Genomic DNA, 25,913 nt, shown 5'->3' on the forward strand with positions numbered 1-25,913 from the left:
GTGGCCTCGTCGGGATCAGGCGTGGCCGCCGACGGCGGCGAGACCCGGCGGCTGGTCGAGCCCTACCATCTCGTCCCGACCTGCACCGCGGTCGTGGCCGTGCGCGCGCTGGCGGCCCAGGTCGCCGGGCGCCTGGGCGACAGGCCGGGCGACGTCGAACCCGCCGGCGGCCACGCCTGCCGGGTGCGCAGCCGTACCCACACGCTGCCCCGGCCCGCCCGGTCGCTGATGATGCTCGGACACGAGCCCGAGGTGCACGAGCCTCCGGAGCTCATCGGCTATCTCCGGGAGGTCGGGCGCCCGGGCCGTCCGGGGCCGCGGGGCGGATCCCGTCCAGGACCCCGGCGTGTCGCAGGGGCGCTAGGGACGGCGCTGGAGCAGGCGAAGGGCCTTCTCCTTCTCGAAGTCCAGTGCCCGGCGCGGAGCCTGCAGCCGCCCGATCCGCAGCCCGAACTCCCGTACGGCCTGCGCCACCGCGGGCTCGCTCAGCACCCGCAGGGCGAAGGCCAGCTCGCCGGGGGAGACGTCGAACCGCTTCTCCAGCTCCACGCCGTGCGCCACGGCCGACAGCTCCTCGGGGCCGAAGCGCCGGTGCGCCCCGGTGCTCCTGACCGGCGGAAGAAGGCCCAGCGCCTCGCGGTAGCGGAGCATCCGGGGGGACATGCCCAGCCGCCGGGCGGCCTCGCTGATTCGCATCCTGACAATCTTATGTCAGTTTCAGGCCCGAGAGTATGCGTGCGGTGACCGGGCGCGTCTACACTCGCAGGCGTCGACTATCCGCATGAGGGGTAACAGCACATGGACTTCAAGGTCGCCGACCTCTCCCTGGCCGCCTTCGGGCGCAGGGAGATCCAGCTCGCCGAGCACGAGATGCCCGGTCTGATGGCCGTCCGCAAGGAGTACGCCCAGAGCAAGCCGCTGGCCGGCGCCAAGATCATGGGCTCGCTGCACATGACCATCCAGACCGCCGTGCTCATCGAGACGCTGGTCGCGCTCGGCGCCGAGGTCCGCTGGGTCAGCTGCAACATCTTCTCCACCCAGGACCACGCCGCCGCCGCCGTCGTCGTCGGCCCCGACGGCACCGTCGACGACCCCAAGGGCGTGCCGGTCTTCGCCTGGAAGGGCGAGACCCTCGAGGAGTACTGGTGGTGCACCGAGCAGGCCCTGACCTGGCCCGGCGGTGACGGCCCCAACATGATCCTCGACGACGGCGGCGACGCCACCCTCCTCGTCCACAAGGGCGCCGAGTACGAGAAGGCGGGCGCCGTGCCCAGCGCCGCCGAGGACGACCCGGAGGAGTGGAAGATCATCCTTGATCTGCTCCGCCGTACCGTCTCCGACGAGAAGAGGTGGACCACGATCGCCTCGCGGATCAAGGGCGTCACCGAGGAGACGACCACCGGCGTCCACCGCCTCTACGAGATGTTCAAGGCCGGCACGCTGCTCTTCCCGGCGATCAACGTCAACGACTCGGTGACCAAGTCGAAGTTCGACAACAAGTACGGCTGCCGCCACTCCGTCATCGACGGCCTCAACCGCGCCACCGACGTGCTGATCGGCGGCAAGGTCGCGGTGGTCTGCGGCTACGGCGACGTCGGCAAGGGCTGCGCCGACGCGCTGCGCGGCCAGGGCGCCCGCGTGATCGTCACCGAGATCGACCCGATCTGCGCGCTCCAGGCGGCCATGGACGGCTTCCAGGTCACCACCCTGGACGAGGTCGTCGGGATCGCCGACATCTTCGTCACCACGACCGGCAACTTCAACATCATCACGGCCGACCACATGGCCCGGATGAAGCACAACGCGATCGTCTCCAACATCGGCCACTTCGACAACGAGATCGACATGGCCGGCCTGGCGAAGATCCCCGGCATCGTGAAGCAGGAGGTCAAGCCGCAGGTCCACACCTGGACCTTCCCCGACGGCCACGCCGTCATCGTGCTCGCCGAGGGCCGCCTGATGAACCTGGGCTGCGCCACCGGCCACCCCTCGTTCGTCATGTCCAACTCGTTCACCAACCAGGTGATCGCCCAGATCGAGCTCTTCACCAAGACCGAGGAGTACCCGATCGGCGTCTACGTGCTGCCCAAGCACCTCGACGAGAAGGTCGCCCGCCTCCACCTCGACGCCCTGGGCGTCAAGCTCACCCAGCTGACCAAGGCCCAGGCCGACTACATCGGCGTGCCGGTCGAGGGCCCCTACAAGCCCGACCACTACCGCTACTAGGTCTCCCGTCCGCGGCACGCGGACCCGCACGAGACGGCTTCATCCCGGGGCCCCCGCACCGCGCGGGGGCCCTCGGGCTACCAGGGGAGAGGGACGTGGACAGGGCACTGGTGGAGGCCGGGGAGCTGCGGATCGGCTGGGCGGCGCGGGCGATGCCGGTGCTGACCGCGCTGGGGGAGCGCTTCGCGGAGCAGCGACCCCTCGAGGGCCTGCGGATCGCCGCGTGCCTGCACGTCACCGCCGAGACCGCGGTGCTCATGGGCGCGCTCCGGGCCGGCGGCGCCGAGATCGCGCTGGCCGCCTCCAACCCGCTCTCCACCCAGGACGACGTGGCGGCGGCGCTGGGCGAGTACGGGATCGCGGTCCACGCCCGGGCCGGGGTCGACCGGGACACCTACTACGGCCACATCCACCGGGCGCTCGACCTCGCCCCCGACCTGGTCCTCGACGACGGCTGCGACCTGGTGAACACCCTGCACACCGAGCGGACCGAACTGCTCGGCGGGGTCCGCGGCGGCTGCGAGGAGACCACGACCGGGATCATCCGCCTGCGGCAGATGGCCGCGGAGCGGGCCCTGCGCTTCCCGGTGGTCGCGGTCAACGACACCCGGACCAAGCGGATGTTCGACAACCGGTACGGCACCGGCCAGTCCACCGTCGACGGCATCCTGCGGGCCACCAACACCCTGCTGGCGGGCAAGACCGTGGTGGTCGCCGGGTTCGGCTACTGCGGCCGGGGCGTGGCCGAGCGGGCCAGGGGGCTCGGCGCCCGGGTGGTCGTCACCGAGATCGACCCGGTCAAGGCGCTGGACGCCCTGCTGCAGGGCTACGACGTGCAGCCGATGGCCGCCGCGGCGCGGGACGGAGACGTGTTCGTCACGGTCACCGGGAACCGCGACGTGATCAGGGGCGAGCACCTGGCCGTGATGAAGGACGGCGCGATCCTGGCCAACGCCGGCCACTTCGACGTGGAGATCGACGTGCGGGCCCTGGACGGGCTGGCGCAGGCCGTGCACCGGGGGGTGCGGGCCAACACCGACGAGTACGTCCTCGCCGACGGCCGCCGCCTCCTGCTCCTCGCCGAGGGCCGCCTGGTCAACCTGACGGCCGCGGAGGGGCACCCGGCGGCGGTGATGGACATGTCCTTCTCCGCGCAGGCGCTCGCGGTCGCCTGGCTGGTCCGGGAGCACACGTCGCTCGCGCCCGGCGTCTACGACGTGCCCGAGGAGGTCGACGTGGAGGTGGCGCGGCTCAAACTGGCCGCCGCGGGCGTCGAGGTGGACGAGCTGACCGCCGAGCAGGAGCGGTACCTGCGCTCCTGGCGGACCGGCTCGTAGCGGGGGCCGTACCCGCCGAGGAGGGTCAGCCCGCTCCGGCCTGCATCTCGCGCATGCGGCGGATCTCCGCGCCCTGGGTCGCGATCACGTCGGTGGCGAGCTCCTCGATCCTGATGTGCGACCCTCCGGTCAGCACCTGCTCGGACATCGTGATCGCGCCCTCGTGGTGGGCGATCATCAGCTGGAGGAAGAGCCGGTCGAACTCCTCGCCGGAGGCGGCCTTCAGCGCCTCCAACTGCTCCGGCGTGGCCATGCCCGGCATGCCGCCGTGGCCGGCGTGGTGGTCCGGGGTCCGCTGCCCCTGCTGCTGGAGCCAGGAGGTCATGAACTGGATCTCGGGCCCCTGGGCGTCCTCGATGCGCGAGGCGAGGCCCTTCAGCGTGGCCGACCGGGCGCGGGAGGGGGCCAGCGCCGCCATGTCGAGGGCCTGCCGGTGGTGGACGATCATGTCCTGGACGTACGTCACGTCCGCGGCGTTGGCGGTGGGGGAGGGCACGAGCGTGGCGGCCTCGTCCGGGCTGACGGTCCGGGCGGCCTCGCCGGGCCTGCCGGGCACGATGACAGGTGCGGCCGGTCCGTCGGAGCGCGGCCCGGACGGCTCGGCGCCTCCGCTGCAGGCGGTGAGGGAAAGGGTCAGGGCGGCCAGAAGGGCGAGCGCGGCGCGCACCCGTTCTCCTCTCGGAATGGGCTCGTGGCGGAAGACTCTAATCGCACCCTGTGGAGATCGTAAAGATGGCAGGTCGGAAATATCTACTGACAATGTGACACCTTGTACGACCGGCTGTTCGGATGAACGATTCAGTCATTTATGCGTCTCTCACGGGCGCGTGGCAAGGAGGTTCACGAGTGTTCACCCCCCACGGAAGACGTCTCACCCGGCGTCTCCTGGTCGCGGCCGGCGCCGCCGCGCTGACCGCGTTCTCCACGGTGCCCGCCCAGGCGGCGGACATCCCGGCCCCGGGCGAGATCGTCAAGAGCGCCAACATCGAGCACGTCCGCAACGTGCCGAAGCCGGCGGAGCTGACGGACATCCACACCGACATGGCCTTCCAGGGCGACTACGCCTACGTCGGCAACTACAGCGGATTCTCCATCTACGACATCCGCAAGCCCAAGAAGACCTCCCTGGTCAGCTCGGTCATCTGCCCCGGCGGGCAGATGGACGTCTCGGTCTACGGGAACCTGCTCTTCGGCGCGGTCGACTCCTCCCGCAGCGACGACTCCTGCAACAGCACCGGGCAGTCGGCGGCGAACAAGGACTCCTGGGAGGGCGTCCGGATCTTCGACATCAGCGACAAGCGCAACCCGAAGTACATCAAGTCGGTCGAGACCAACTGCGGCTCGCACACCCTGACCCTGGTGCCGGGCAAGGGGTTCGACCGCAGGAACGTCTACGTCTACGTCTCCTCCTACAGCCCCTCGGCGAGCTTCCCGGACTGCCAGCCCCCGCACGACCTGATCTCGATCATCAAGGTGCCGCTGCGCAACCCGACGGAGGCCGCGGTCGTCGCCACGCCGAACCTCTTCCCCGACGGCGGCAACCCCGGTGAGAACCTGCCCTACCCCGAGCGCACGTCGGCCACCACCGGCTGCCACGACATCACGGCCTACCCGGAGAAGAACATCGCCGCCGGCGCCTGCATGGGCGAGGGCATCCTGATGGACATCTCCGACCCGGTCAACCCCAAGGTCACCACGACGGTCCGGGACGACGAGAACTTCGCCTTCTGGCACTCGGCGACGTTCAACAACGCGGGCACCAAGGTGGTCTTCACCGACGAGCTCGGCGGCGGCACCCAGGCCACCTGCAACGAGGCCATCGGCCCCAACCGCGGCGCCAACGCCTACTTCGACATCGTGAACGGCCAGCTCGCCTTCAAGAGCTACTTCAAGATCGCCCGCCACCAGGCCGACACCGAGAACTGCGTGGCGCACAACGGCTCGCTGATCCCGGTCAAGGGCAAGGACATCATGGTCCAGGCCTGGTACCAGGGCGGCATCTCCGTCGTGGACTTCACCGACTCGGCCAACCCGAAGGAGATCGCCTTCTTCGAACGCGGCCCCGACGACACCGCTCCCGCGCTGAGCGGCGGCCACTGGTCGGCGTACTACTACAACGGCTACATCTACGGCAGCGACTTCAACCTCGGACTGGACATCCTGGAGATCAGGGATCCGCGGACGAGGTCGGCCCAGGGCGTCAGGTCCGACATCCTGAACTCCCAGACCCAGCAGTCCTACCGCGACCGCGGGCACGGCCACCACGGTCACGACTGACCGGCCGGGCGGTCCCGCCGTCCCTCAGTACGTCCGGGACGGCGGGACCGCGTGCGGCGCGGCGTACGGCGGCACGTGCAGGGCGGAGGCCTGCCGGGCCTCGGCCCGCCGCGTCAGCCGCTCCAGGTGGCGCCGGCGCCGTTCGGCCAGGACCGCCGAGAGGTAGGCATACGGCGGCGTGCCGGGCGGCGGGGGAGGGGAGACGAAGGCCATGGTCCGGGCCGCGATGCGGGCCCCCATCTCCTGCCGGACGGCGGGCGACAGCTCGTCCGCGCGGGAGATGTACTGCCGGGCGGTGTGGATCAGGTCCTCGGGCAGCCGGGACAACTCGATCCGCGCGGCCCACACGGCCAGCTGGGGCGGCATCTCGGGGGGCGGGCCGGCGCTCCGCGGACCGCGCTCGGAGATCACCATCGTCCCGGCGAAGATGTCGCCGAGCCGCTTGCCCTTGGCGGAGATCAGCGAGCAGATGACGGCCGGGCTGCCGGTGAGCAGATAGAGCTCGACGAAGCCCGCCAGCGCCCGGAAGAGCGCCTGCCGGAAGAGCACGGGACTGCCGTCCTCGCCCACCACCCGCAGCCCGAAGGCGAGCTTGCCCAGGCTCCGTCCCCGGGTCAGTGTCTCCGACAGCACGGGATAGCCCACGAACACCAGGACGACGAACAGGATCATCAGTGCCGTGGCCAGTGTGTCGTCCGTGACGACGGCGGTGCGCGTGACCAGGAGGAGGACACCGATGACCGCCGCGACCTGGACGACGAGGTCGACCAGGAAGGCGGCGGCCCGGGCCGGGAGCTGCGCGGCCGACACGTCGAGGACGACGGCGTCACCGGTTACCAGATCGGACACGACTCGACCCTACCGCCCGCGGCACCGTGCGGTTCCGGCCCGCGGGGCCGCCGCGACGGGGGCCCGCCCCGCCCCGCCGGTGCGCGGTTCCACCGCGTGGCGGCTCCACGGCCGGGGCGAATAGGCTCCCGTGTGTGGACATCGATGCCTTCGTCACCGTGCACCAACCGACCTGGGACCGCCTGGAGCAACTGGTGCGGCGACGCCGGTCCCTCGACGGCGTGGAGGTCGACGAACTGGTCGAGCTCTACGAGAGGGTCTCGACACACCTGTCCATCGTGCGCTCGTCGTCCCGCGACGCGCTGCTGATCGGGCGTCTCTCGTCCCTGGTGGCCAGGGCGCGTTCGGCCGTCACCGGGGCGCACGCCCCCGCCTGGCGGGAGTTCGCCAGGTTCTGGACGGTCTCCTTCCCGGTCGTCGCCTACCGGGCCTGGCGCTGGTGGCTGGGGGCCGCGCTCGGCTCGACGGCGGTCGCCGTGGCCGTCGGCGCGTGGGTGGCGGGCAACCCCGAGGTGCAGGCGGCGATCGCCACCCCCGAGGAGATCCGCCAGCTCGTCGAGCACGACTTCGCCGACTACTACAGCGAGAACCCCGCGGGTTCCTTCGCCGCCCGGGTGTGGATCAACAACGCCTGGGTCGCCGCGCAGTGCATCGCGTTCTCGATCCTGCTGGGCGTGCCGACCCTGTACGTCCTGTGGCAGAACGCGCTCAACGTCGGGCTCACCGGCGGCCTGATGGCGGCCGCGGGCAAGAGCGACGTCTTCTTCGGCCTGATCACCCCGCACGGGCTGCTGGAGCTCACCGCGGTCTTCCTGGCCGCCGGCGCGGGCATGAAGCTGGGCTGGACCGCGATCGACCCCGGGCCGCGCCCGCGCGGCCAGGCCCTGGCGGAGCAGGGCCGCGCGATCGTGAGCGTCGCGCTGGGCCTGGTCGCCGTGCTGCTCCTGTCGGGGCTGATCGAGGCGCTGGTCACGCCCTCCCCGCTGCCCACCTGGGCGCGGATCGGCATCGGCGTGCTCGCCGAGGCGGCCTTCCTCGCCTACGTCGTGTACTTCGGCCGCCGGGCCGTACGGCAGGGCGAGAGCGGCGACGTCGAGCGCGCCCCGGACCTCGCCCCGGCGGCCTGACGGCGCCCGGACCCGGTACGGCCGGCCCTCCGGCCGTCACACCCCCGCCCCCGCGCCCTCATCCATGCCCTCGGCCGCACCCCGGCCGCCCGGCGAGGGCCGTGGCCGGCGGCCGCGTGAACGGCGTGGGGATCCGGAGCGGAGCGGGCTCTCGTACGATGTCTCACGTGCCCGCATTCCTCCGTTCCGTGTGGGACGAGCCCCGCCCGCCCGGCCCGCCGCGACGGGTGTGGCGGGACTGGGCGCTGGTGGGCGTGCTCGCCCCGCTCGCGGTGCTCGAAGGAGTCCTGCGGCCGGACCTTCCGTGGCGGACCGTCTCGGTGGCCGTCGCCGTCGGGCTGCTGCCCACACTGCTGTGGCGCCGGACCAGGCCGCTGCCGATGGTCGTGATCTGCTTCGCAGCCACGGGCCTGGTCCCGCTGCTGGTGGGCGGGCCTCCGTCGGAGATGTACACGATGGCCTACCAGCTGATCCTGCCGTACTCGCTGTTCCGCTGGGGGTCCGGGCGCGAGGTCGTGACCGGGACGGCGATCATGACGGTCTCGGCCGCCGTCTCGGCCGTCTCCGGCCGCGCCCCCGGCCCCGACGCGATCGGCGCGTTCGCCGTCCTGCTCGCGACCGTCGCCCTGGGCGGGGCGTTCCGGTACCGGGCCGGCGCCAGGATGCGCGAACTCGAACAGGCCAAGCTCCTCGAGCGCGAGCGGCTGGCCCGCGACCTGCACGACACCGTCGCCCATCATGTGTCGGCGATGGCGGTACGCGCCCAGGCGGGCCTCGCCACGGCGGCGTCCCGGCCGGACGCCGCGACCGAGGCGCTCCACGTGATCGAGGCGGAGGCGGCGCGCGCGCTCGCCGAGATGCACGCCATGGTCCGCGTCCTGCGCCGGGACCGGCCGGACGAGCCGGTGGACCTGGAGCCCGGCCGGCGCATCGCCGACCTCGGACGGCTCGCGGGCCGGGACGGCGCCGGCCCGGCCGTCGACGTGGCGATCTCCGGCGTCCTCGACGGACTCCCTCCGTCGGTCGAGGCCGCGGTCTACCGCCTCGCCCAGGAGTCCGTCACCAACGCCAGGCGGCACGCGCGGCACGCCACCCGCATCGAGGTCCGCGTCACCGCCGACGACGCCTCGGTGCGCCTGCGCGTGAGCGACGACGGCGACGGCGGCCTCATCCGCCCGGCCGCGTCACCGGGATACGGGCTCATCGGCATGATCGAGCGCGCCCACCTGCTCGGCGGGACCTGCGTGGCCGGCCCCGGCCCCGACCGGGGCTGGACCGTGACCGCCGTACTGCCCCGGAACGGAGCGGCGGCATGAGCATCCGGGTGATCGTCGCCGACGACCAGGAGATCGTCCGCACCGGCCTCGTGATGATCCTCGGCGCCCAGCCCGGCATCGAGGTCGTCGGCGAGGCCGCCGACGGGCGGCGGGCCGTCGAACTGGCGCGTCGCCTGCGCCCCGACGTGTGCCTGTTCGACATCCGCATGCCCGGCCTCGACGGCATCGAGGCCACCCGCGCCCTCGCCGGACCGGCCGTCGACGACCCCCTCGCCGTCGTCGTCATCACCACCTTCGACCTCGACGAGTACGTCTACGCCGCGCTGCGGGCCGGCGCCCGGGGCTTCCTGCTCAAGAACGCCGGCGCCGCCCTGCTCTCCCAGGCCGTCCACGCCGCCGCCGACGGCGAGGCGCTCATCGCCCCGAGCATCACCGCACGGCTGCTCGGGACCTTCGCCCGCACCGGGCCCTCCTCACCGCCGGTCCGGCCCGTCGAGGAGCTCACCCACCGAGAGGAGCAGGTCCTGGTCACCGTGGCACGCGGGCGGACCAACAACGAGATCGCCGACGAGCTGCGCATCTCCCTGAGCACCGTCAAATCCCACATCGCCAGCCTGATGGCCAAGCTCGGCGCCCGCAACCGCGTCGAGATCGCCATGTGGGCCTACGAGACCGGCCGCGTCAGGAACTGAGCCGGACGCGGCGGGCCACCGGCCGCCTGCGGATCGCCCATTCGGCCACGGCGACGTTGATCACCCAGCCGGCGGCCATGAGCAGCGCGGTGGCGGTCTCGCCGGGCGCGCCGAGGAGCAGGAACCAGGGCAGATGGGTCAGCACCTGCGTGCCCGCGCCCAGGCCGATCGCGTAACCCCGGATCATCCAGGCGCGGTGCCGGGCGATGTCCCGCCGCCGGATCGCGGCGAGGCCGGCGACGATGGCCAGGGCCATGGCCGTGCCGGCCACGAGCCGGACACCGGAAAGGAGATCGCTGCCGCCGGCGGGATAGGGGTAGGAGACCGTCATCCACAGCCCCGTGAGCGCCGCGACGAGTCCGGACGGGACCAGGACCCGCCCGGCGGCACGGTGCCAGCCGGGCCTCCGGCGGCGGAACCGGGGGGCGAACTGGAAGGCTCCGAGAACGCTGTAGACGCTGACAGCGACGATGTGCAGCACCACGGGCACGGGCGCCGCGAAGAACCGCGCGTTCTCCGGCGTGATCTCCGCGCCGCCGGTCAGCTCGGTCAGACGGGCGGTCCCGGCGATCATGGGAACGGCGCTGAGCACGATCAGCGCCGCGGGCACGAGCCAGTCCGCCCTCGCGGACGAGGCCGTGGAGGGAACCCCCGGCACGTCCCGGCCGCCCGCCGGCCGGTGACGCCCCGCCGGCCGGTGACGCCCCGGCGGCTGCGGGGACGGCGGGGACGGCGGGGGCAGGGTGCGGCCCGTCGGGCTCTCGTCGGTCATGACCCGATCGTGGCCGCCGGCACGGTGGCGGGTCATCACCGGAACGGTCAGATCAGACCTGGCCGATCATCCACCGATCAGGCGTACTTTCGGCTGACGAGCCTCCCGGATCTCCAGGCCGGTCTCCGCGGTTCGGGACACGCCCGTCACCGCCGGCCGGTGGCACCCTCCCCGTCAGACGGGGCGGAGGCGGCGAACAGGCATGGAACCGGGTGCCGACGCCGAGCGGGAGACCTCCGTCCCCGGCCCGCCTTCCTGCGATGAGACCTCCGACGACGGCGTGATCAGTTCATGAACCCGGCCACCGTCCCCACGAACCACCCGGGGTCGTCGAGCCAGGGGAAATGCCCGGCGCCCGGCTGCACGGCCGGCTCGGCCACGGGGAACAGGGCGGCGTACTCGGCGGCACGCTTCGGGGGGAGCGCGACGTCGTACTCGCCCGCCACGAGCAGGACCCGCGCCGGAAGCCGGGCGAGGGCGGACCTGACGGCCCGCGGGTCGAAGGCGCCGGCCGAGTAGTAGACGGACGCCGCGTCCGCGTTCCGCTGGTCCGTCTCCAGGGCGGCGTGGGCCTGGCCGGCGGCGTCCCAGCGGCCGTAGGTGAACGGTGTGATCGCCTCCCAGTCGGCGGCCGTGGCACGGTCCGACCAGATCCGCTCGAACGCCGCGAAGGCGTCCGGGAACCAGGGCTCGCCCCGGCGCAGCTCGGCGACCTCCCTGCGGTCCGGATCGGTGATCTCCAGGCCCACCACCCGCGGGCTGGGGGTGATCAGCACGAGCCGGCCGACGCGGCCGGGGTGCCGGGCGGCGTACAGGAGGGCGACGGCCGCACCGGCCGAGTGCGCGGCCAGGTCGAGCCGGTCCAGCCCGAGGTGCAGGCGCAGCGCCTCGACGTCCTCGACCTGCCGGTCGCACCGGTAGGTCGCCGGGTCCGCCGGGACGGCGGACTCCCCGGCCCCGCGCGGATCCAGCAGCAGCAGCGGGTGGCGCGCGGCCAATCCGCCCAGGTCGCCGAGGTAGGCGGAGGACCGCATGGGCCCGCCGGGAAGCCAGACCAGCGGATCGCCCTCACCGGCCCGGTGGTACACGAGCCGGGTGCCGTCAACGCTCTCGAAGCTTCCCATTCGAGGATCATATGCGCGGAGATCATCGTCGAGCCGGTCCGGAGGTCACGGATCGACGGCGGCGACTCCGTACCCACCCTGGCCCTGGTGGCCCGCCTCGCCGACACCCTGGACGCCTCCCTTGAGCATCCGGCTGGACGACGGCGACTCGGCTTTCGTCTTCGCTCCGCATCACCGTCCTCGACCGGACGAGCCACCCACGAACGGCCGCTCTCCGGCGGCCTGAACCGGATCTCCATCAAGGCCGCGCCGCGCGGATCCGGATCGGTACCTCCGATGGAGGGCCGGCCGTCTCCGTGGAGCACGGGTGCCCCGAAGCACTCCAATCCGGATCGGTCTTCGTTGAAGATGGCGGCATGGAGGACACGCCGCCGGGGACCGGGCCGCTCGCGCCGGGGTTCGCCGGGATCGATCCGGGGCTCATGAACGGGCTCATCGCCGAGCTGGAGCGGGCCGGGCAGGTGGTCGCCGAGCACGCCGAGCAGATCCGGAGGGAACTGGCCGCGGTCGGGCTCTCCGCGGCGGACCTCGCCCCGGTACGGGAGCTCGGCGGCTGGGCCGAGGAGCAGATCCCCCGGCTCCGCCGGCGGGTGGAGACCATCACCGTCGCTCCGCCGTGGCTGCCCGGCACCGGGCTGAAGCCGTACCAGGAGACGTCGTGGCTCGCCCCTGAGGAGGCACGGCGGCGGGGGACCGAGCTGGCCGAGCGGCTCAAGGACATCGACCCCGACGAGCTCGTGCTCAGTGGACCGTCTCCCGCCGAGAGGATGGGCGCGGTCATCGATGACCTCCGGGAGCACCGGTACGACGCGAACGTCACCGCGGCCTTCTTCGCCGCGCTGGGGGCCGAGGGCACCCGCCGGCTCGCCGCCGCGCTGGGCCGCCGCCTCCCCGAGGAGAAGGTCGATGCGGCCCGTACGGCGTTCGCCACGGCGCTCAGGGGCGGGATGAAGGTCCCCGGGTTCGCCGCGCTCGCGAAAGAGCTCCGAGGCAGCAGGGGGAAGGACCTGGACGGCGTGGTGGGTCTGCTGAAGAGGGGACCGTACCCGACGGAGTGGCTGGCCGGGCTCGGCGCGGCCGTGCTCGCCGACCGGGTCGGGAGCAAGGCCGCCAACGGCGACCTCTCGGTGTTCATGGAGCTCCTGGCGGCCAACCCCGCCGCGGCCCGGCTGGCCCTCGGCTCGGCGGCGGGCCTCGGCGAGCCGTCCGCGTGGGAGAAGGATCTGCGCCGGGCGTTCCCGAAGGGCGGGGAGAGCGACAGGCTCGCGGGGTTCCTCGTGAAACTCGGGGAGCGGGCGCGGCGGGACGCGGAGACGGCCGAGGCATTCGGGCGGCTGCTGGCCTCGGCGTCCGGCGCCCACGACGAGAAGCAGGGCGGGCACAGCCGCCAGGCGGCGTTCTTCGCCTACACGGTGATGACCACGGTCGACGACATCCGGCTCCACGACGCGGCCCGCCCGCACCTGTCGGAGCTCGCCGCCTCGTACGCTCCGGAGATCACTCTGGGCGCGGACATCGAGGCCGTCGACGCGACCATGGGCAGTGCCCGGCTGCCCTCACCGGGGCTGTTCGAGCCGGTGCACGTCCCCGGGCTGCGCGGGGCGTTCCGGCTGAGTCCCAAGGACACCTTCCGCTTCCTCACCACGTTCGCGGGGAAGGCCGAGACCCGGGCTCCGTTCGAGGCGGGGATGGGCGAGCTCACCCAACGACTCCTGCCCACCGCAGCACGGCTGGCGAAGGAAGGAGATTCTTCCGCGCTACATGACCTGTTCCGGGTGCTCGGCAACGCCCGCGGGTTCGAGCTGGCCGCCGCCACGAGGGTGCTCAAACCCAGGGACGAGGCGGCGGAGAACGCACACGACGCCGAGAGCTTCCTGGTCGGCGCCGGGATGGGCGTGATCGGCCTCCTGCCGCCCTTCTCCGCCCACGCGGCCGTCTGGACCGGCCTCTCCACCGGCGTGTCCGCCTACTACACCTACGGACCTGAGCCGGAGAAGGAACTGGAGGAGCTGGAGAAGCTCGTCGCGATGGAGACGCTGGGGCGCAAGCACAACGTCGCCGGTCTCCTCGCGCAGCACGGCTTCACGCCGGAGGTCCCTCCAGCGCAGACCTCCCAGGGCAAGGGCACGCTCATCACCGACGAGAACGGCGCGCTCCTCCCCTTCGAGGAGATCAACAAGCACGGTGAGAAGGGGCGGGAGGCCCTCACCCAGTGGTTCATCGACAACGGGATGGGGAGTTCGAGGGATCTCTCGCTGGGACGCCTGGCCGGGATCGAGGCCGATTCCTTCGAGGGACGCAGACAGCGCGGTTATACGGAGGCGCTCGCCTACGAGGTGAGACTCACGACCGACTGAGGCACTCCGTCTCGCCCCGGACCACGTACCGGCCGGTGACCGACGCCAGGGTCAGGAGGGTCCGCGCTGACGGGTTCCTCAGGCGGAGCGGTTTCTCCACCGCGTCGACGAGGTCGTAGTCCGCCGTGTGGCCCAGCGCACCGACGAGCGCGTCATCCAGAACTCCAGCCTCAGTCTCCGGTGAGGCGTCCTCCCCGGTGGCGGCGAAGGTGCGCTTCGCCTTCCCCTCTCCGCAGGGGATGTCCTTCCCCCCGGGATCGGTCACCCGGACGTTGAGCGCCCCGCGCTCCTTGAGAAGGGCCATGACGTGTGTCTTCAACGTCTCGCCGGCCTCGGCCGCCGTGGGCTCCCGTTCGCCGCAGGCGGCCGCCAGCAGGGCGAGCGCCGAGAGCGTCGCGCCGAGCCGTACGGGGAAGCCGCGGCGGGAACGGGACCGAGAACGGGACATTGAATATCCTCCAAGTCTGACCGTCTGAGCGCACGATCTCACGCCGTCCGGGAGGCCGCGCAAGCCGTTCCGGAGAAGGGAGAGTGAGGCATTTGACCGCCGACACGCATGACCTGGCACCGAACCCCCGCAAGGAGGAGCTGCTGCGAGCGCTGGAGAGGGTACGCTCGCACGCGGCGCGGCTGGAGGCGGCGTTCGACCCACCGCATGCGACCCTCACCGGGAAGGCGGTCTGGACGGGACCGGCGGCACGGACGTTCACGGAGGAGCTGACCGCCAGGAGAGCCCGTCTGCGGGCGCTCACCAGGCGGATCGTCGAGGAGCTGGAGGCCGAGTTCATGGCCACGCCCGAGAAGGTGGACCGGTCGCCCGCCGCGCGATGAGCCGGAGAGGGCAGCGAGGCGGTGCAGGGCGCTCGTTCCGAAGAGGAATCCGGTGCCGTCGCGGCGAAGGAGTGCCGGGTCGCCCCCACGCCCACGGCCATCAACCCAGCACGGGAACGCGGGACCCGTCAAAGAGAAGCCCGTACGAAGGGAACGGCCCCCGCTCCGCGCCCACGGTGACCAGTCCCCTGCGGGAACGCGGGACCAGCCTCAAGAATCAGCGGAAAGCCACCGAACGCCTCCCCCCGACAATCGCCGTGCATGACTCTGTCGTTCGGCGTCGTTCGGCGTCGTCCGGCCGATTGACGGCGTCGGCCCCGGAGAGGCGCCGATCGCTCAGAGCCGCCCGGCGGCCTTCAGCGCCAGGTAGGCGTCGGCGAGGGCGGGGGCGATCTGCTCGGGGACCGCGTCCACGACCTCGACGCCGTGCCGGCGCAGCCGCGCCGTCATCCGGCGGCGCCCGCCACGGAGGTGCTCGGCCGCGGCGGCGTCGTAGACCTCCTCGGCCGTCTCCCGGCCCCGGGCCATGGCGGCGACCCGCGGATCGGAGACCGAGGCGAGCAGGACCAGGTGGCGGGAGGCCAGCTGGGGCAGGACCGGGAGCAGCCCCTCCTCCATGGCCGCCGGGTTGAGGTCGGTGAGCAGCACCACCAGGCAGCGGTGCCGGGCCCGGGCCAGGACCGCCGCGACCATGCCCTCGGCGTCGGCCTCGACCAGCTCGGCCTCCAGCGGCGCCATGGCGTCCACCAGGGCGGGCAGCAACTCGGTGCGGGAGGCCCCCGACACCCAGGTGCGGACGGTCCGGTCGTGGGCGAGGAGGTCCACCCGGTCCCCGGCCCGGGCGGCGAGCGCGGCCAGCAGCAGCGCGGCGTCCATCGACCAGTCGAGCCGGGGCCAGCCGGAGGGGTCGGCGGAGGTCGGATCCACCCCGACGCGCCCGGCGGAGGTGCGGCTGGTGTCGAGCACGATCAGCACGCGACGGTCCCGCTCAGGGCGCCAGGTCCGCACCACGACGTCGTTGCGCCGGGCGGTCGCCCGCCAGTCGATGGAGCGCACGTCGTCACCGGGGACGTACTCGCGCAGGGAGTCGAACTCGGTGCCCTGGCCGCGGATCATGACGGGGGTGCGGCCCTCGAGCTCCCGCAGCCGGGAGAGCCTGGCGGGCAGGTGGCGGCGGCTGAGGAAGGGAGGCAGCACCCGCACCGTCCACGGCACGGTGTGCGAGCCCTGCCGCGCCGCCAGGCCCAGCGGCCCGACCGACCGTACGGTGACCACCGCCGAGACGCGATCGCCCCGCCGGACCGGAGTGAGCGTGGTGACCATCCGGCGGCGCTCCCCGGCGGGGACGTCCAGGCGCTGGCGCGCCGGCTGCGCCCCGGCGCTGGGCGGCCAGGCGTCCCTGATGAGGCCGCGCACCCGGCGCGGGCCGGGATTGGTCACGGTCAGGGTGAGCCGCGCGGACTCGCCGAGCCGTACCCGCTGCTCACCCGAGCGCTCCAGCCGCAGGGCGCGCACGCTCCCGGCGAGCAGCAGGTCCACCACCACCAGCGCGGCCAGCACCAGCAGCAGCCCGCCGGCGGCCGCGTCCGGCCGGGGGGCGAACAGCACCACGATCGCGCTCAGGGCGACGAGCAGCCCCGTGCGTCCGGTGAGCGCCATCAGCGGGGCACGGGGACGGAGGCGAGGATGCCGTCGAGGACGCCGTCGGGGGTGGCGCCCTCCAGTTCGGCCTCCGGCCGCAGCTGGATCCGGTGCCGGAGCGCGGGCAGCGAGAGCGCCTTGATGTCGTCCGGGGTGACGTAGGTGCGGCCGGAGAGCCACGCCCACGCCCGGGCCGCGCCCAGCAGCGCGGTCGCGCCACGCGGGGAGACGCCCATGCGCAGGGCCGGCGACTGCCGGGTGGCGCGGGCGATGTCCACCGCGTACCCGAGGACCTCCGGGCCCACGTGCACCCGGGCGACCGCCGCGCGGCCGACGGCCAGGTCCTCGGCCGAGGTGACGGCCTTGATGTGGGACAGGTCCCGGGGGTCGAAGCCGAGCGCGTGCCGCTCCAGCACCGCGATCTCCTGCTCACGGCCGGGGAGCGGCACGGTGAGCTTCAGCAGGAACCGGTCGAGCTGGGCCTCGGGCAGCTGGTAGGTGCCCTCGTACTCGATCGGGTTCTGCGTGGCGGCGACGATGAACGGGTCGGGCAGCGGGCGGGCCGCGCCCTCGACGCTCACCTGCCGCTCCTCCATGGCCTCCAGCAGGGCGGCCTGGGTCTTGGGCGGAGTGCGGTTGATCTCGTCGGCGAGCAGCAGGTTGGTGAAGACCGGCCCCTCGCGGAACTCGAACTCCGAGGTCTTCGCGTCGTAGATCAGCGAGCCCGTCACGTCGCCCGGCATCAGGTCCGGGGTGAACTGCACGCGCTTGAAGTCGAGGGAGAGCGCGGTGGCCAGCGTCCGCACGAGCAGGGTCTTGGCGACGCCGGGCACGCCTTCGAGCAGCACGTGGCCCCGGCAGAGCAGGGCGATCACCAGGCCGCTGACCACGGCGTCCTGGCCGACGACGGCCTTGGCGACCTCGGCGCGGAGCAGGCCCAGCGCGGCGCGGGCGCGCTCGTCCTCCGGCCGCGGGGCCGGGACGGGGCCGTGCGGGGCCGGGACGGGCCCGTCCTGCCACTGCCCGCCGGCGGGGGCGGGGGCCCCGGGGGGCGGCGGCACGGGCGCCGGAGGGCCGGAGGGCGGCGGTACGGCGTGCTGCTGCGGACCGCCCGGCTGCGGGGCGGGCGCCGGGGGCCAGACCTGCTGCGGGCCGGGCGGCGGGACGTCGGACGGCTGCGGCCCGCCCGGCTGCGGACCGGACGGCTGCGGACCGGACGGGTGCGAGCCGAAGGGCGGCGGGCCGGACGGCTGCGGACCCGGAGCGTCGGGCGGCTGGGCACCGGAGGGCGTGCCGGGCGGCGGGAAGGGGGGGTCGGGTGTGGTCACGGGGTCCCCTTCCCGAGGGTGCTGTGCTCGCTCACGCGTCTGTAACCTGCCTTTCCAGGGTGTCCAGGTGCCTGGCCAGGGCCACGAGCCCCGCGTCGTCGGCGGGCGGCGCGCCGTACAGCACGTCGCCCACCTGCTGGGCATTCTGCCCGGTCCGCAGCGCGACGGCGGCCACGACCTCGGCCGGAGTGGCGTCGGAGGCCAGCCCGAGGCGGGGGACGAGGCGGTCCAGGGCCGCGGTGCGCAGGGCCGCCGCCGCCCGGTCGCGCGCCCTGCGGGCCCGGTAGAGGCGTCCCCGTCCCTCCGCGGTCTCGGCCGCCCGCACGACGACCGGGAGCCGTTCGGCGACCACCGGGCCGAGCCTGCGGGCCCGCCAGAGCGCGATCAGGGCGACGGCGACGAGGAGCTGGAGGGCGGCCCAGCGCACGCCGGACGGGATCAGCTCGTCCAGCGTCGCGGTTCCCTCGGCGTGCGCCGCCTGGGGCAGCCGGGGCGCCAGCCAGATCACCGTCGGCCGGACGCCGGCCAGGTTCATCGCGAGGGCGGCGTCGCCGTCCTCGTCCAGCCGGTCGTTGGTCATGAAGTCGCCGGAGCCGAGCACGGTGACGGTCCGGCCGTCGACGGTGAACCGGACCACGGAGCCCGCGTAGCAGCTGACCGCCCCCGCGGGCGGGTCGTAGGAGACGCCGCCGGTCACGGCGCCGCCCGCCCGCGTCGCGGCGGCCAGGTCGCAGCCCGGTTCCCGCGGCTCCACGTCCGTCAGCGCGCCCGCGCCGACCCCGGGGGCCAGGGTCTGCAGCACCTGCGTGACGGGTTCGACGAGCAGCCGGTCGCCGGGGAGCGCGGCGAGGTCGCGCAGGAGCGCTCCGTCGGCGAGGAAGTGGCTCTGGGCCACCAGCAGCAGCGAGTCCGGTCCGGCCGCCAGCTCCCGGGCCTCGGCGACGGTGTACGCGGGCCGCACGTCGACGCCCGCCTCGCGCAGGAGCCGGACGAGGGCGTGCGCGCCCGGCGGGGTCGTCGCCTCGGGGTCGAGGCGGCCGCCGGGGGTCGGCCGCGAGACGAGCGCGGTGACCGTGGCCAGCACGGCCAGCACGGCGAGCACGGCCAGCGGGCCGCGCCAGCGCGCCCACAGGTCCCGGATGCGGGGGGAGGCGGACGTGCCGGCGTCCGCCGCCGCGCCGGGAGCGGCGGGCGTGCCCGTGACCGTGCCCTGCGGGGCGGGCGCGTCCGTGGTCCGCCCGCTCACGCGGGGCCTCCCGCCAGGGCGGGCCGGGTGGCGCGGAGCCGGTCGTCGAGCTCGGTCATGTCCCGGTAGCCCTCCGGGCTGCCGGGCAGGTCGCCGTAGGTGACGTCGTCGAAGAGCCGGGCGGCCCGCGCCAGCTCGCCGGCGAGGCCGGGCAGCGCCCGGCCCGCCTCGGCGGCCAGCTCGTCCGCGGTGCGGCCGGGCAGCTCGTCGACGATGGCGCGGTCCTCCAGGTCGCGGGCGATGGCCCGCAGGCGTTCCCGGATCGCCTCGGCCCACCGCCCGGCGCCGGCGTGCCGCTCGGCCTCGGCCCGGTGCTCGGCCGCCGAGCGGGCGACGGCCCCGAACAGCTCCCCCGTACGGCCGGCGCGGGCACGGGTCGCCCGGCGGGCCATGGACAGCACGGGCAGGGCGACGAGGAAGAGGACGAAGGCCAGCAGCGCGACCGAGAACCACCCGCCGGGCAGGCCGGAGGCGGCGTCGAGGAGGTCGGACAGCCAGTCCTCGACCCGCTCGACGACCTGGTCCCACCAGGACTCCTTCGGGTAGACCGGGCGGGCCAGCTCGCGGACCGCCGCCTCCCTGGCCTCCTCGCGGCCGATGTCGACCGGGACGTCGGCGGTCGCCGGGACGATCACTGGCGCCATGCTCCGGGGTCCTGGGGCGGGGTGCCGTGGCCGGGACCCTGCGGGGGGTACCCGGGGCCCTGCGGAGGCTGCCCGTACCCGGGGGCCTGGGGCGGGGTGCCGTAGCCGTACGGGGAGCCGTACGGGGAGCCGTACGGGGAGCCGTACGGGGAGTGGCCCGCGGCGTGGGACGGGTGCCACAGGTCCTCGGCGGCCGGGCCGGCGACGCCGCGCTGGCGGTCGGCGGCGGCGGTCTGGAGCACCAGGTCGAACGCCTCGGAGCGCATCCGGCGGTCGGCGTAGAGCAGCGCGGTGACGGCGGCGGAGAAGGGATAGGTGATCGTCGAGGCGATGATGCCGCCCAGCGCGGTCAGCGCGAGGCCGGCGATCCCCGTCTGGATGCCGGTCACCGGGTCGGTGGGGTCGAAGGCCGCGCTGATGGAGGTGAACGGCAGGGAGATGGCGAAGGTCACCAGGCCGACGACGATCGCGGTCAGCAGCAGGATGCCGAAGACCCGCCAGAAGTCGCCCTTGACGAGCTGGAACGACCTGCTGATGGAGGCGAACACCCCGGTCCGCTCCAGCACGATGACCGGTCCGGCCAGGCTGAGCTTGGTGTAGAAGAAGGCCGCCACGGCGATGCCCGCGAGGACGAACAGGATGACGAACAGCACGGCGAGCCCGGGGGAGGCGCCCGCTCCGGCCAGGATGCCGACCAGGACGCTCCCCACGAGGACGAGGGCGAGCAGGACGCCGTAGACGATGATCGTGGAGATGACGGCCAGGCCCAGCAGGGGCAGCACGCGGCCGCGGGTGAGCCGCCAGGCCTCTCCGATCGAGATGGCCTCGCCGAACACGGCGCGGCCCAGCACGCTGGTCAGCATGCCGCTCAGCACCACGATCGCGATCGTCTGGATGACGAGGGTGGCGAGCAGGCCCGCCATCGCGCCCGCGAAGATGCCGCCCAGAACGGAGAAGACCTCCTCTCCGCTGGCGAACTCGTCCGGCGAGCTGAGCGGGCCGGCGAGCGAGGCCGCCAGCGAGCCGAGGATGACCAGGGAGACGGCCACGGAGACGATCTCCAGGGCGATGGCGACCGCGGCCGACAGGCCCAGGGTCGCCTTGGGGTTGCCCCGGACGAACTGGACCGCGCCGTTGTAGATGTCGCCCAGGGTCAGGGGGCGCAGCGGGATGATGCCGGGCTTGAGCGCGGGCGGGGCGCCGTAGCCGTAGGGACCGGGAGCGCCGTAGGGCTGCTGGGCTCCGTAGGGCTGGCCGCCGTACGGCTGCCCGCCGTAGGGCTGCTGCGCCCCGTAGGGAGATCCGCCGTAGGGCTGCTGAGCCCCGTACGGCTGCCCGCCGTGGGGCTGGCCGCCGTAGGGCTGCCCGCCGTGGGACTGCTGGCCGTAGGGTCCGCCGGGTCCCTGGGGGGGCGGGCCCGCGGGGGGCGTGCCCCCTGCGCCGGGAGCGGCCCACGGCGCCGGGCCCTGGCCGCCGTACGGGGGCGGCTGGTTGGACGCCCAGCCGGATGGCGTGTCGGAACTGGAGCCGTGACCGTCTGACATATCCCAATCCTGGCATGTCGAGCAGGTGGACGGGGCATTCGGGGAGTCTGTCGTGGTTTCTGGCCGGGAGTCCGGCGGGAGATCCCGGAAGGATGGCAGAGACGCCGTCGTTTGCCGCAAACTGTGGACACGGCCGCTTCCGCATCCGGCGCCCGCAGTCGCCGGAGCGGGGAGGCGGCCGGCGGGGTGGGGGCATCGTCGTGTGTTCCGCGTGGCGTACGCCTAAAATTCGGCATCCGGACGTCTGGCTGGTGGATCGTGTCATCTGGTGGTCGGACAAGGGTAACCTTCAGTAATCGTGTGGTTTGCCTTGGAAACTCCCTAACTGCGTAAAACGAATGAGGAGCCATGAAAGGACGCGTGCTGGTCGTCGATGACGACGCCGCTCTCGCCGAGATGCTCGGCATCGTGCTGCGCGGGGAGGGGTTCGAGCCTTCCTTCGTGTCCGACGGGGACAAGGCGCTCGACGCGTTCCGCGACACCCGGCCGGACCTCGTGCTGCTCGACCTGATGCTGCCCGGGGCGGACGGCATCGACGTGTGCCGCAGGATCCGCGCCGAGTCCGGCGTCCCCATCGTCATGCTGACGGCCAAGAGCGACACCATCGACGTGGTCCTCGGCCTGGAGTCCGGGGCCGACGACTACATCGTCAAGCCGTTCAAGCCCAAGGAGCTGGTGGCCCGGGTCCGCGCGCGGCTGCGCCGCACCGACGAGCCGACGCCGGAGATCCTGCAGATCGGCGACATCACCATCGACGTGGCGGGCCACTCGGTCAAGCGGGGCGAGGAGACCATCAACCTCACCCCCCTGGAGTTCGACCTGCTGGTCGCGCTCGCCCGCAAGCCGCGCCAGGTCTTCACCCGCGAGGTCCTGCTGGAGCAGGTCTGGGGCTACCGGCACGCGGCCGACACGCGCCTGGTCAACGTGCACGTCCAGCGGCTCCGCGCCAAGATCGAGAAGGACCCGGAGCACCCGGAGATCGTGGTGACGGTCCGCGGCGTGGGCTACAAGGCCGGCCCGGCCTGAGCCTGCCGGCTCCCGTCCGCCGACACCGCCGACCCCTCGGACATCCGACATGGCCTCCCCGAAGAAGCGTCGCCGTACCCCGCGCCAGGTGGTGCGGGGGATCCGGCGCCGCGCCAGGCGCGGCGCCGGCCGGCTGCGGCGCGTCTTCTGGCGGTCCCTGCAGCTGCGCGTGGTCACCAGCACGATGGTCATCTCCATCGTGGTGGTCGCCGTGCTGGGCGTCTTCCTGATGCAGCAGATCCAGCAGTCGGTCCTGGAGTCGCGGGTGCGGGCCGCGATCAGCGAGGCGCAGGCCGACCGGAACGCCGTCCTCGGCTTCCTGACCCAGCCGGAGAGCGAGACGTCCGAGCAGGCCGCCGACCCGGGGGAGGCGGCCCAGCGCAGCGGGGACAGCCCGCTCAGCCAGGCGACCGAGGCGCTGGCCCAGCGCGCGGGCTCGGCGAGCCGCTACTCGGTGATCATCCGCAACGCGAACCTGCCCGGGGAGTTCTTCGGCACCACGAACATCGAGCCGAAGAGCGTGCCGGAGCGCGTCCGCGCCGAGGTGCTGAAGAACGAGGCCGGCAAGAACGACTCCTGGTTCGTCCCGCTCTACTACGCCGACCGCGAGGAGCCCGTCCGGGGAGTGGTGATCGGCACCCGCCTGGACACCACCGGCGCGCCGCAGCTCGTCGGCGACTACGAGATCTACCACCTGGTCCCGCTGGACCGGGAGGAGAAGATGCTCGCCTCGCTCCAGCAGATGCTCATCGTGGTCGGCTCGGGGCTGGTGCTCCTGCTCGCCGCCATCGCCTCGCTGGTCACCCGGCAGGTGGTCATCCCGGTACGGCTGGCACGGCAGGCCGCCGAGCGCCTGGCCTCCGGGAAGCTGGACGAGCGGCTCAAGGTGCGCGGCGAGGACGACCTCGCGCGGCTGGCCGCCTCCTTCAACGAGATGGCGGCCAACCTGGCGCTGAAGATCCACCAGCTGGAGGAGCTCTCGCAGGTCCAGCGGCAGTTCGTCTCCGACGTCTCGCACGAGCTGCGCACCCCGCTCACCACCGTGCGCATGGCCGCCGACCTGCTCTACGACGCCCGCGAGGACTTCGACCCGATGGCCGCCCGCTCGGCGGAGCTGATGCAGAACCAGCTGGAGCGGTTCGAGTCGATGCTCGCCGACCTGCTGGAGATCAGCCGCTACGACGCGGGCGCCGCGACCCTCGACGTCGACTCGGTCGACGTGCGCGACGTGGTGCTGCGCGCGGTCGCCGACTCCGAGGCGCTGGCCGAGCGCCACGCCACCCGCTTCGACCTGCGCCTGCCCGGTGAGCCGTGCATGGCCGAGATGGACAGCCGCCGGGTCGAGCGCATCCTGCGCAACCTGCTGTTCAACGCGATCGAGCACGGCGAGGGCAAGGACATCGTCGTCACGGTCGGCGCCGACCGCGACGCGGTGGCGGTGGCGGTGCGGGACCACGGCGTGGGCCTGAAGCCGGGCGAGGAGAACATGGTCTTCGACCGGTTCTGGCGGGCCGACCCGTCCCGGGCGCGGACCATCGGCGGCACCGGCCTGGGCCTGGCCATCTCCCGCGAGGACGCCATGCTGCACGGCGGCTGGCTCCAGGCGTGGGGCACGCCGGGCGAGGGGTCGCAGTTCCGCCTCTCGCTGCCCCGCACGGCCGGGGCCGAGCTGCGGGGATCGCCGCTGCCGCTGGTGCCGCCGGAGGTGGAGATGCGGCGGACGTGGCGGGGGCAGCACATGACCCCGGTGCTCTCGCCGGCGTCCGCGGACGGGGGACGCGATGAGGAGTGAGACGGTGCGGCGGCGCCTGGGCGCGGCGGCCCTGGGCCTGGTGCTGTCCTCCGCGGCGGCCTGCTCGGTCGTCCCGACCGGCCGTTCCCCGGTCGTGGAGGACGCGGGCAAGGGCAACCCCCTCAACCCGCCGTACGCCCGGGTCATCGCCATGGAGCCGGACGCGGACTGGCGGCCGGAGCAGATCGTCACGGGGTTCCGCGCCGCCATGGCGAGCATCGGCGACGGCAAGCACGAGGCCGCCCGCCGCTACCTCACCGGCGAGTTCGCCGCGCGCTGGAAGCCGGAGACGGCGGTGACGATCTACCGGCCGGCCCCCTCGGTGACCTCGCCGGTCGCCGAGGGCGCCACGGAGGCCGCCGTCACGCTCAAGGGCACCGTGACGGCGGTCATCGACCGGGAGGGCCGCTACCGGCCGTCCAGCGGCGCGCTGGACGAGACCTTCACCCTCGTCAAGGGGTCGGCGGGCTGGCGGATCGCCTCGGGACCCGACGGGCTGTTGCTGACGGAGGCCGACGCCGACCGGGCCTACCGCCTGGTGGACCTGTACTTCCTGGACTCCAAGCGGCAGGGGCTGGTGATCGACCAGGTCCAGATGCCGGTCGACCCCGCCTCGACCCTCGCCAAGACGACGGTCGAGCGGCTGCTGGAAGGGCCGGGAGGCTCGCTGCGGGGCGCGGTGGAGACGGCCTTCGAGCCGGGCACCGAGCTCATCGACGTCACCACCGAGAACAACCGCGTCGTCGTCGACCTGACGAAGAAGGTGCCCGCCGAGCGGGTCGCCGCGATGTCCGCCCAGCTCGCCGGGACGCTCTCGAAGCTCGCGGGCGGTTCGAGCTTCGAGGTGCGGGTGAACGGCGAGCCGTACCACACGGACCTGCCGCTGCTGGTCGACGCCCAGGAGCAGGTGAAGTTCGACCGGTGGATGGCGCCGGCGGACGTCCTGCCGTACTACCTGCACGGCGGCGGCCTGCGGGTGCTGAACAAGGAGAACGTCGGCGGGCCCGTGCCGGGCAGGGCCGGCCAGGAGTACCCCGGCTCGACCACCGCCCCTCCGGCGGTCAGCGGGTCCGCCCCGCTGCACGTGGCGGCGCTGTCGCAGGACGACGAGGGCAGGGGGAGGAGCATCTCCGTCGCCCAGGTCACCCCGGACGGGCAGTGGGAGGAGTGGGTCGTCGGCACCGACCTCGTCCAGCCGTCCTGGGACCGCTACGACTCGATGTGGACGGTGGACCGGACCGGCCTGCAGACCTCGGTGGTGCTGCGCACGTACGCCGACGACCGGCGGCAGTACCGGGTCGCCGCGCCCGGGCTGGACACGGTCGAGGTCACCGCGCTCAAGGTCGCCCGGGACGGCGTGCACGTCGCGGTGGCGGTCAAGGACGGGACGGGCGAGCGGGTCATGGTCGGCACCGTCGTCGGGGAGCGCGCCGACAGCCGCATCGGCAACCTGCAGCCCGTGATGGACGGCGACGACAAGCAGACCATCGAGGACATCGCCTGGAAGGACGGCACGACCCTCTACGTGCTCACCGGCAAGTCGGAGCTGTTCGAGGCCTCGCTCATCACCGAGGCGCAGCAGACCATCCCCTCGCCCCCGGGGATCCGGAGCATCGCCGCCCTGAACTCCTCCCTGCTGGCCTGGGCCGTGGACGACGACGGCAACTCCCAGGTCATCAGGTGGAACGGCAAGCAGTGGGAGCCGCAGGTCAAGGACGACAACGGCACGATCGCCTACACCCAGGACGGCCCCTCCCTGCCCGCCTTCCCGCTGGGGTAGCGCCCCGCTCCCCGGCCGGAGCCCCCGCCGGGAGGTCCGTGAC

The 25,913-nt window shown here is 73.4% G+C and carries 22 protein-coding genes and 1 pseudogene; 12 read left to right on the top strand and 11 right to left on the bottom strand.

From position 1 onward, the window contains the following. Positions 1–99 precede the first annotated feature (99 nt). A pseudogene (locus ACFOWE_RS33880) lies at positions 100–231 on the top strand (hypothetical protein); the annotation flags it as partial. 129 nt (positions 232–360) lie between these two features. Here the strand turns inward: ACFOWE_RS33880 and ACFOWE_RS07075 are convergent. Next, the gene (locus tag ACFOWE_RS07075; protein ID WP_377286215.1) at positions 361–696 is read right to left on the bottom strand and encodes a MerR family transcriptional regulator; all 336 of its coding nucleotides are present in this window, start codon (positions 694–696) and stop codon (positions 361–363) included. A 102-nt stretch (positions 697–798) separates the two neighbouring features. On the opposite strand from ACFOWE_RS07075, the gene ahcY reads away from it, so the two are divergent. Both ahcY and ACFOWE_RS07085 read left to right on the top strand, forming a co-directional pair. Then, positions 799–2,226 carry an adenosylhomocysteinase gene (gene ahcY / locus ACFOWE_RS07080; RefSeq protein WP_377286216.1) on the top strand — a complete coding sequence of 476 codons (1,428 nt, stop codon included), beginning with the start codon at positions 799–801 and terminating at the stop codon, positions 2,224–2,226. Between the two features lie 95 nt (positions 2,227–2,321). Beyond that, positions 2,322–3,563, top strand: coding sequence for an adenosylhomocysteinase (locus tag ACFOWE_RS07085; protein WP_377286217.1), 1,242 nt, complete (start codon positions 2,322–2,324; stop codon positions 3,561–3,563). A 25-nt stretch (positions 3,564–3,588) separates the two neighbouring features. On the opposite strand, the gene ACFOWE_RS07090 is transcribed toward ACFOWE_RS07085, so the two are convergent. Then, the gene (locus ACFOWE_RS07090; protein ID WP_377286219.1) at positions 3,589–4,230 is read right to left on the bottom strand and encodes a DUF305 domain-containing protein; all 642 of its coding nucleotides are present in this window, start codon (positions 4,228–4,230) and stop codon (positions 3,589–3,591) included. 179 nt (positions 4,231–4,409) lie between these two features. Between ACFOWE_RS07090 and ACFOWE_RS07095 the strand changes: the two genes are divergently transcribed. Beyond that, the gene (locus tag ACFOWE_RS07095) at positions 4,410–5,840 is read left to right on the top strand and encodes an LVIVD repeat-containing protein (RefSeq protein WP_377286221.1); all 1,431 of its coding nucleotides are present in this window, start codon (positions 4,410–4,412) and stop codon (positions 5,838–5,840) included. Between the two features lie 24 nt (positions 5,841–5,864). Here ACFOWE_RS07095 and ACFOWE_RS07100 read toward each other — a convergent pair whose 3' ends face one another. After that, positions 5,865–6,689, bottom strand: a complete 825-nt coding sequence (locus tag ACFOWE_RS07100) for an RDD family protein (protein ID WP_377286222.1) — start codon at positions 6,687–6,689, stop codon at positions 5,865–5,867. A 134-nt stretch (positions 6,690–6,823) separates the two neighbouring features. On the opposite strand from ACFOWE_RS07100, the gene ACFOWE_RS07105 reads away from it, so the two are divergent. From ACFOWE_RS07105 to ACFOWE_RS07115, 3 genes are all read left to right on the top strand, one after another. Further along, positions 6,824–7,816, top strand: a complete 993-nt coding sequence (locus ACFOWE_RS07105; RefSeq protein ID WP_377286223.1) for a stage II sporulation protein M — start codon at positions 6,824–6,826, stop codon at positions 7,814–7,816. Between the two features lie 158 nt (positions 7,817–7,974). Beyond that, a complete protein-coding gene (locus tag ACFOWE_RS07110; RefSeq protein WP_377286224.1) occupies positions 7,975–9,132 on the top strand; it encodes a sensor histidine kinase in 1,158 nt (385 codons plus the stop codon). Then, on the top strand, positions 9,129–9,785 hold the full coding sequence (locus tag ACFOWE_RS07115) for a response regulator (protein ID WP_377286225.1): 657 nt from the start codon (positions 9,129–9,131) through the stop codon (positions 9,783–9,785). Before ACFOWE_RS07110 ends, ACFOWE_RS07115 begins: the two co-directional genes overlap by 4 nt. Here ACFOWE_RS07115 and ACFOWE_RS07120 read toward each other — a convergent pair. Further along, a complete protein-coding gene (locus tag ACFOWE_RS07120; RefSeq protein WP_377286226.1) occupies positions 9,775–10,557 on the bottom strand; it encodes a DUF2306 domain-containing protein in 783 nt (260 codons plus the stop codon). The genes ACFOWE_RS07115 and ACFOWE_RS07120 overlap by 11 nt on opposite strands. A gap of 284 nt (positions 10,558–10,841) precedes the next feature. After that, entirely contained in the window at positions 10,842–11,681 is an 840-nt protein-coding gene (locus tag ACFOWE_RS07125; RefSeq protein ID WP_377286228.1) for an alpha/beta fold hydrolase, read from the bottom strand. 356 nt (positions 11,682–12,037) lie between these two features. On the opposite strand from ACFOWE_RS07125, the gene ACFOWE_RS07130 reads away from it, so the two are divergent. Next, positions 12,038–14,038, top strand: a complete 2,001-nt coding sequence (locus ACFOWE_RS07130) for a hypothetical protein (RefSeq protein WP_377286230.1) — start codon at positions 12,038–12,040, stop codon at positions 14,036–14,038. On the opposite strand, the gene ACFOWE_RS07135 is transcribed toward ACFOWE_RS07130, so the two are convergent. Next, positions 14,025–14,486, bottom strand: a complete 462-nt coding sequence (locus tag ACFOWE_RS07135) for a hypothetical protein (protein ID WP_377286231.1) — start codon at positions 14,484–14,486, stop codon at positions 14,025–14,027. The genes ACFOWE_RS07130 and ACFOWE_RS07135 overlap by 14 nt on opposite strands. A gap of 83 nt (positions 14,487–14,569) precedes the next feature. Between ACFOWE_RS07135 and ACFOWE_RS07140 the strand changes: the two genes are divergently transcribed. Then, a complete protein-coding gene (locus ACFOWE_RS07140; RefSeq protein ID WP_377286233.1) occupies positions 14,570–14,869 on the top strand; it encodes a hypothetical protein in 300 nt (99 codons plus the stop codon). Between the two features lie 336 nt (positions 14,870–15,205). Here the strand turns inward: ACFOWE_RS07140 and ACFOWE_RS07145 are convergent, their stop codons facing one another. The 5 genes from ACFOWE_RS07145 to ACFOWE_RS07165 form a co-directional block, all read right to left on the bottom strand. Further along, a complete protein-coding gene (locus ACFOWE_RS07145; RefSeq protein ID WP_377286235.1) occupies positions 15,206–16,528 on the bottom strand; it encodes a DUF58 domain-containing protein in 1,323 nt (440 codons plus the stop codon). Further along, complete coding sequence (locus ACFOWE_RS07150; protein WP_377286466.1) at positions 16,528–17,451, bottom strand: AAA family ATPase; 924 nt, start codon at positions 17,449–17,451, stop codon at positions 16,528–16,530. The genes ACFOWE_RS07145 and ACFOWE_RS07150 overlap by 1 nt, the downstream gene beginning before the upstream one ends. A gap of 418 nt (positions 17,452–17,869) precedes the next feature. Next, complete coding sequence (locus ACFOWE_RS07155; RefSeq protein WP_377286236.1) at positions 17,870–19,084, bottom strand: DUF4350 domain-containing protein; 1,215 nt, start codon at positions 19,082–19,084, stop codon at positions 17,870–17,872. After that, the gene (locus tag ACFOWE_RS07160; RefSeq protein ID WP_377286237.1) at positions 19,081–19,728 is read right to left on the bottom strand and encodes a DUF4129 domain-containing protein; all 648 of its coding nucleotides are present in this window, start codon (positions 19,726–19,728) and stop codon (positions 19,081–19,083) included. The genes ACFOWE_RS07155 and ACFOWE_RS07160 overlap by 4 nt, the downstream gene beginning before the upstream one ends. Beyond that, a complete protein-coding gene (locus ACFOWE_RS07165) occupies positions 19,716–21,272 on the bottom strand; it encodes a glycerophosphoryl diester phosphodiesterase membrane domain-containing protein (RefSeq protein WP_377286238.1) in 1,557 nt (518 codons plus the stop codon). Before ACFOWE_RS07165 ends, ACFOWE_RS07160 begins: the two co-directional genes overlap by 13 nt. 348 nt (positions 21,273–21,620) lie before the next feature. Here ACFOWE_RS07165 and mtrA point away from each other — a divergent pair, with 348 nt between their 5' ends. Genes mtrA through ACFOWE_RS07180 form a run of 3 tightly spaced genes read left to right on the top strand, consistent with a single transcriptional unit; the run spans position 21,621 to position 25,870 of the window. Beyond that, complete coding sequence (gene mtrA / locus ACFOWE_RS07170; protein WP_030509347.1) at positions 21,621–22,298, top strand: MtrAB system response regulator MtrA; 678 nt, start codon at positions 21,621–21,623, stop codon at positions 22,296–22,298. Positions 22,299–22,347: 49 nt separating this feature from the next. Continuing rightward, the gene (gene mtrB / locus ACFOWE_RS07175) at positions 22,348–24,090 is read left to right on the top strand and encodes an MtrAB system histidine kinase MtrB (protein WP_377286240.1); all 1,743 of its coding nucleotides are present in this window, start codon (positions 22,348–22,350) and stop codon (positions 24,088–24,090) included. Next, the gene (locus tag ACFOWE_RS07180; protein WP_377286242.1) at positions 24,080–25,870 is read left to right on the top strand and encodes an LpqB family beta-propeller domain-containing protein; all 1,791 of its coding nucleotides are present in this window, start codon (positions 24,080–24,082) and stop codon (positions 25,868–25,870) included. The genes mtrB and ACFOWE_RS07180 overlap by 11 nt, the downstream gene beginning before the upstream one ends. Positions 25,871–25,913 lie beyond the last annotated feature (43 nt).

The sequence above is a fragment of the Planomonospora corallina genome, assembly GCF_042650625.1.
Classification (GTDB): Bacteria; Actinomycetota; Actinomycetes; order Streptosporangiales; family Streptosporangiaceae; genus Planomonospora_B; species Planomonospora_B corallina.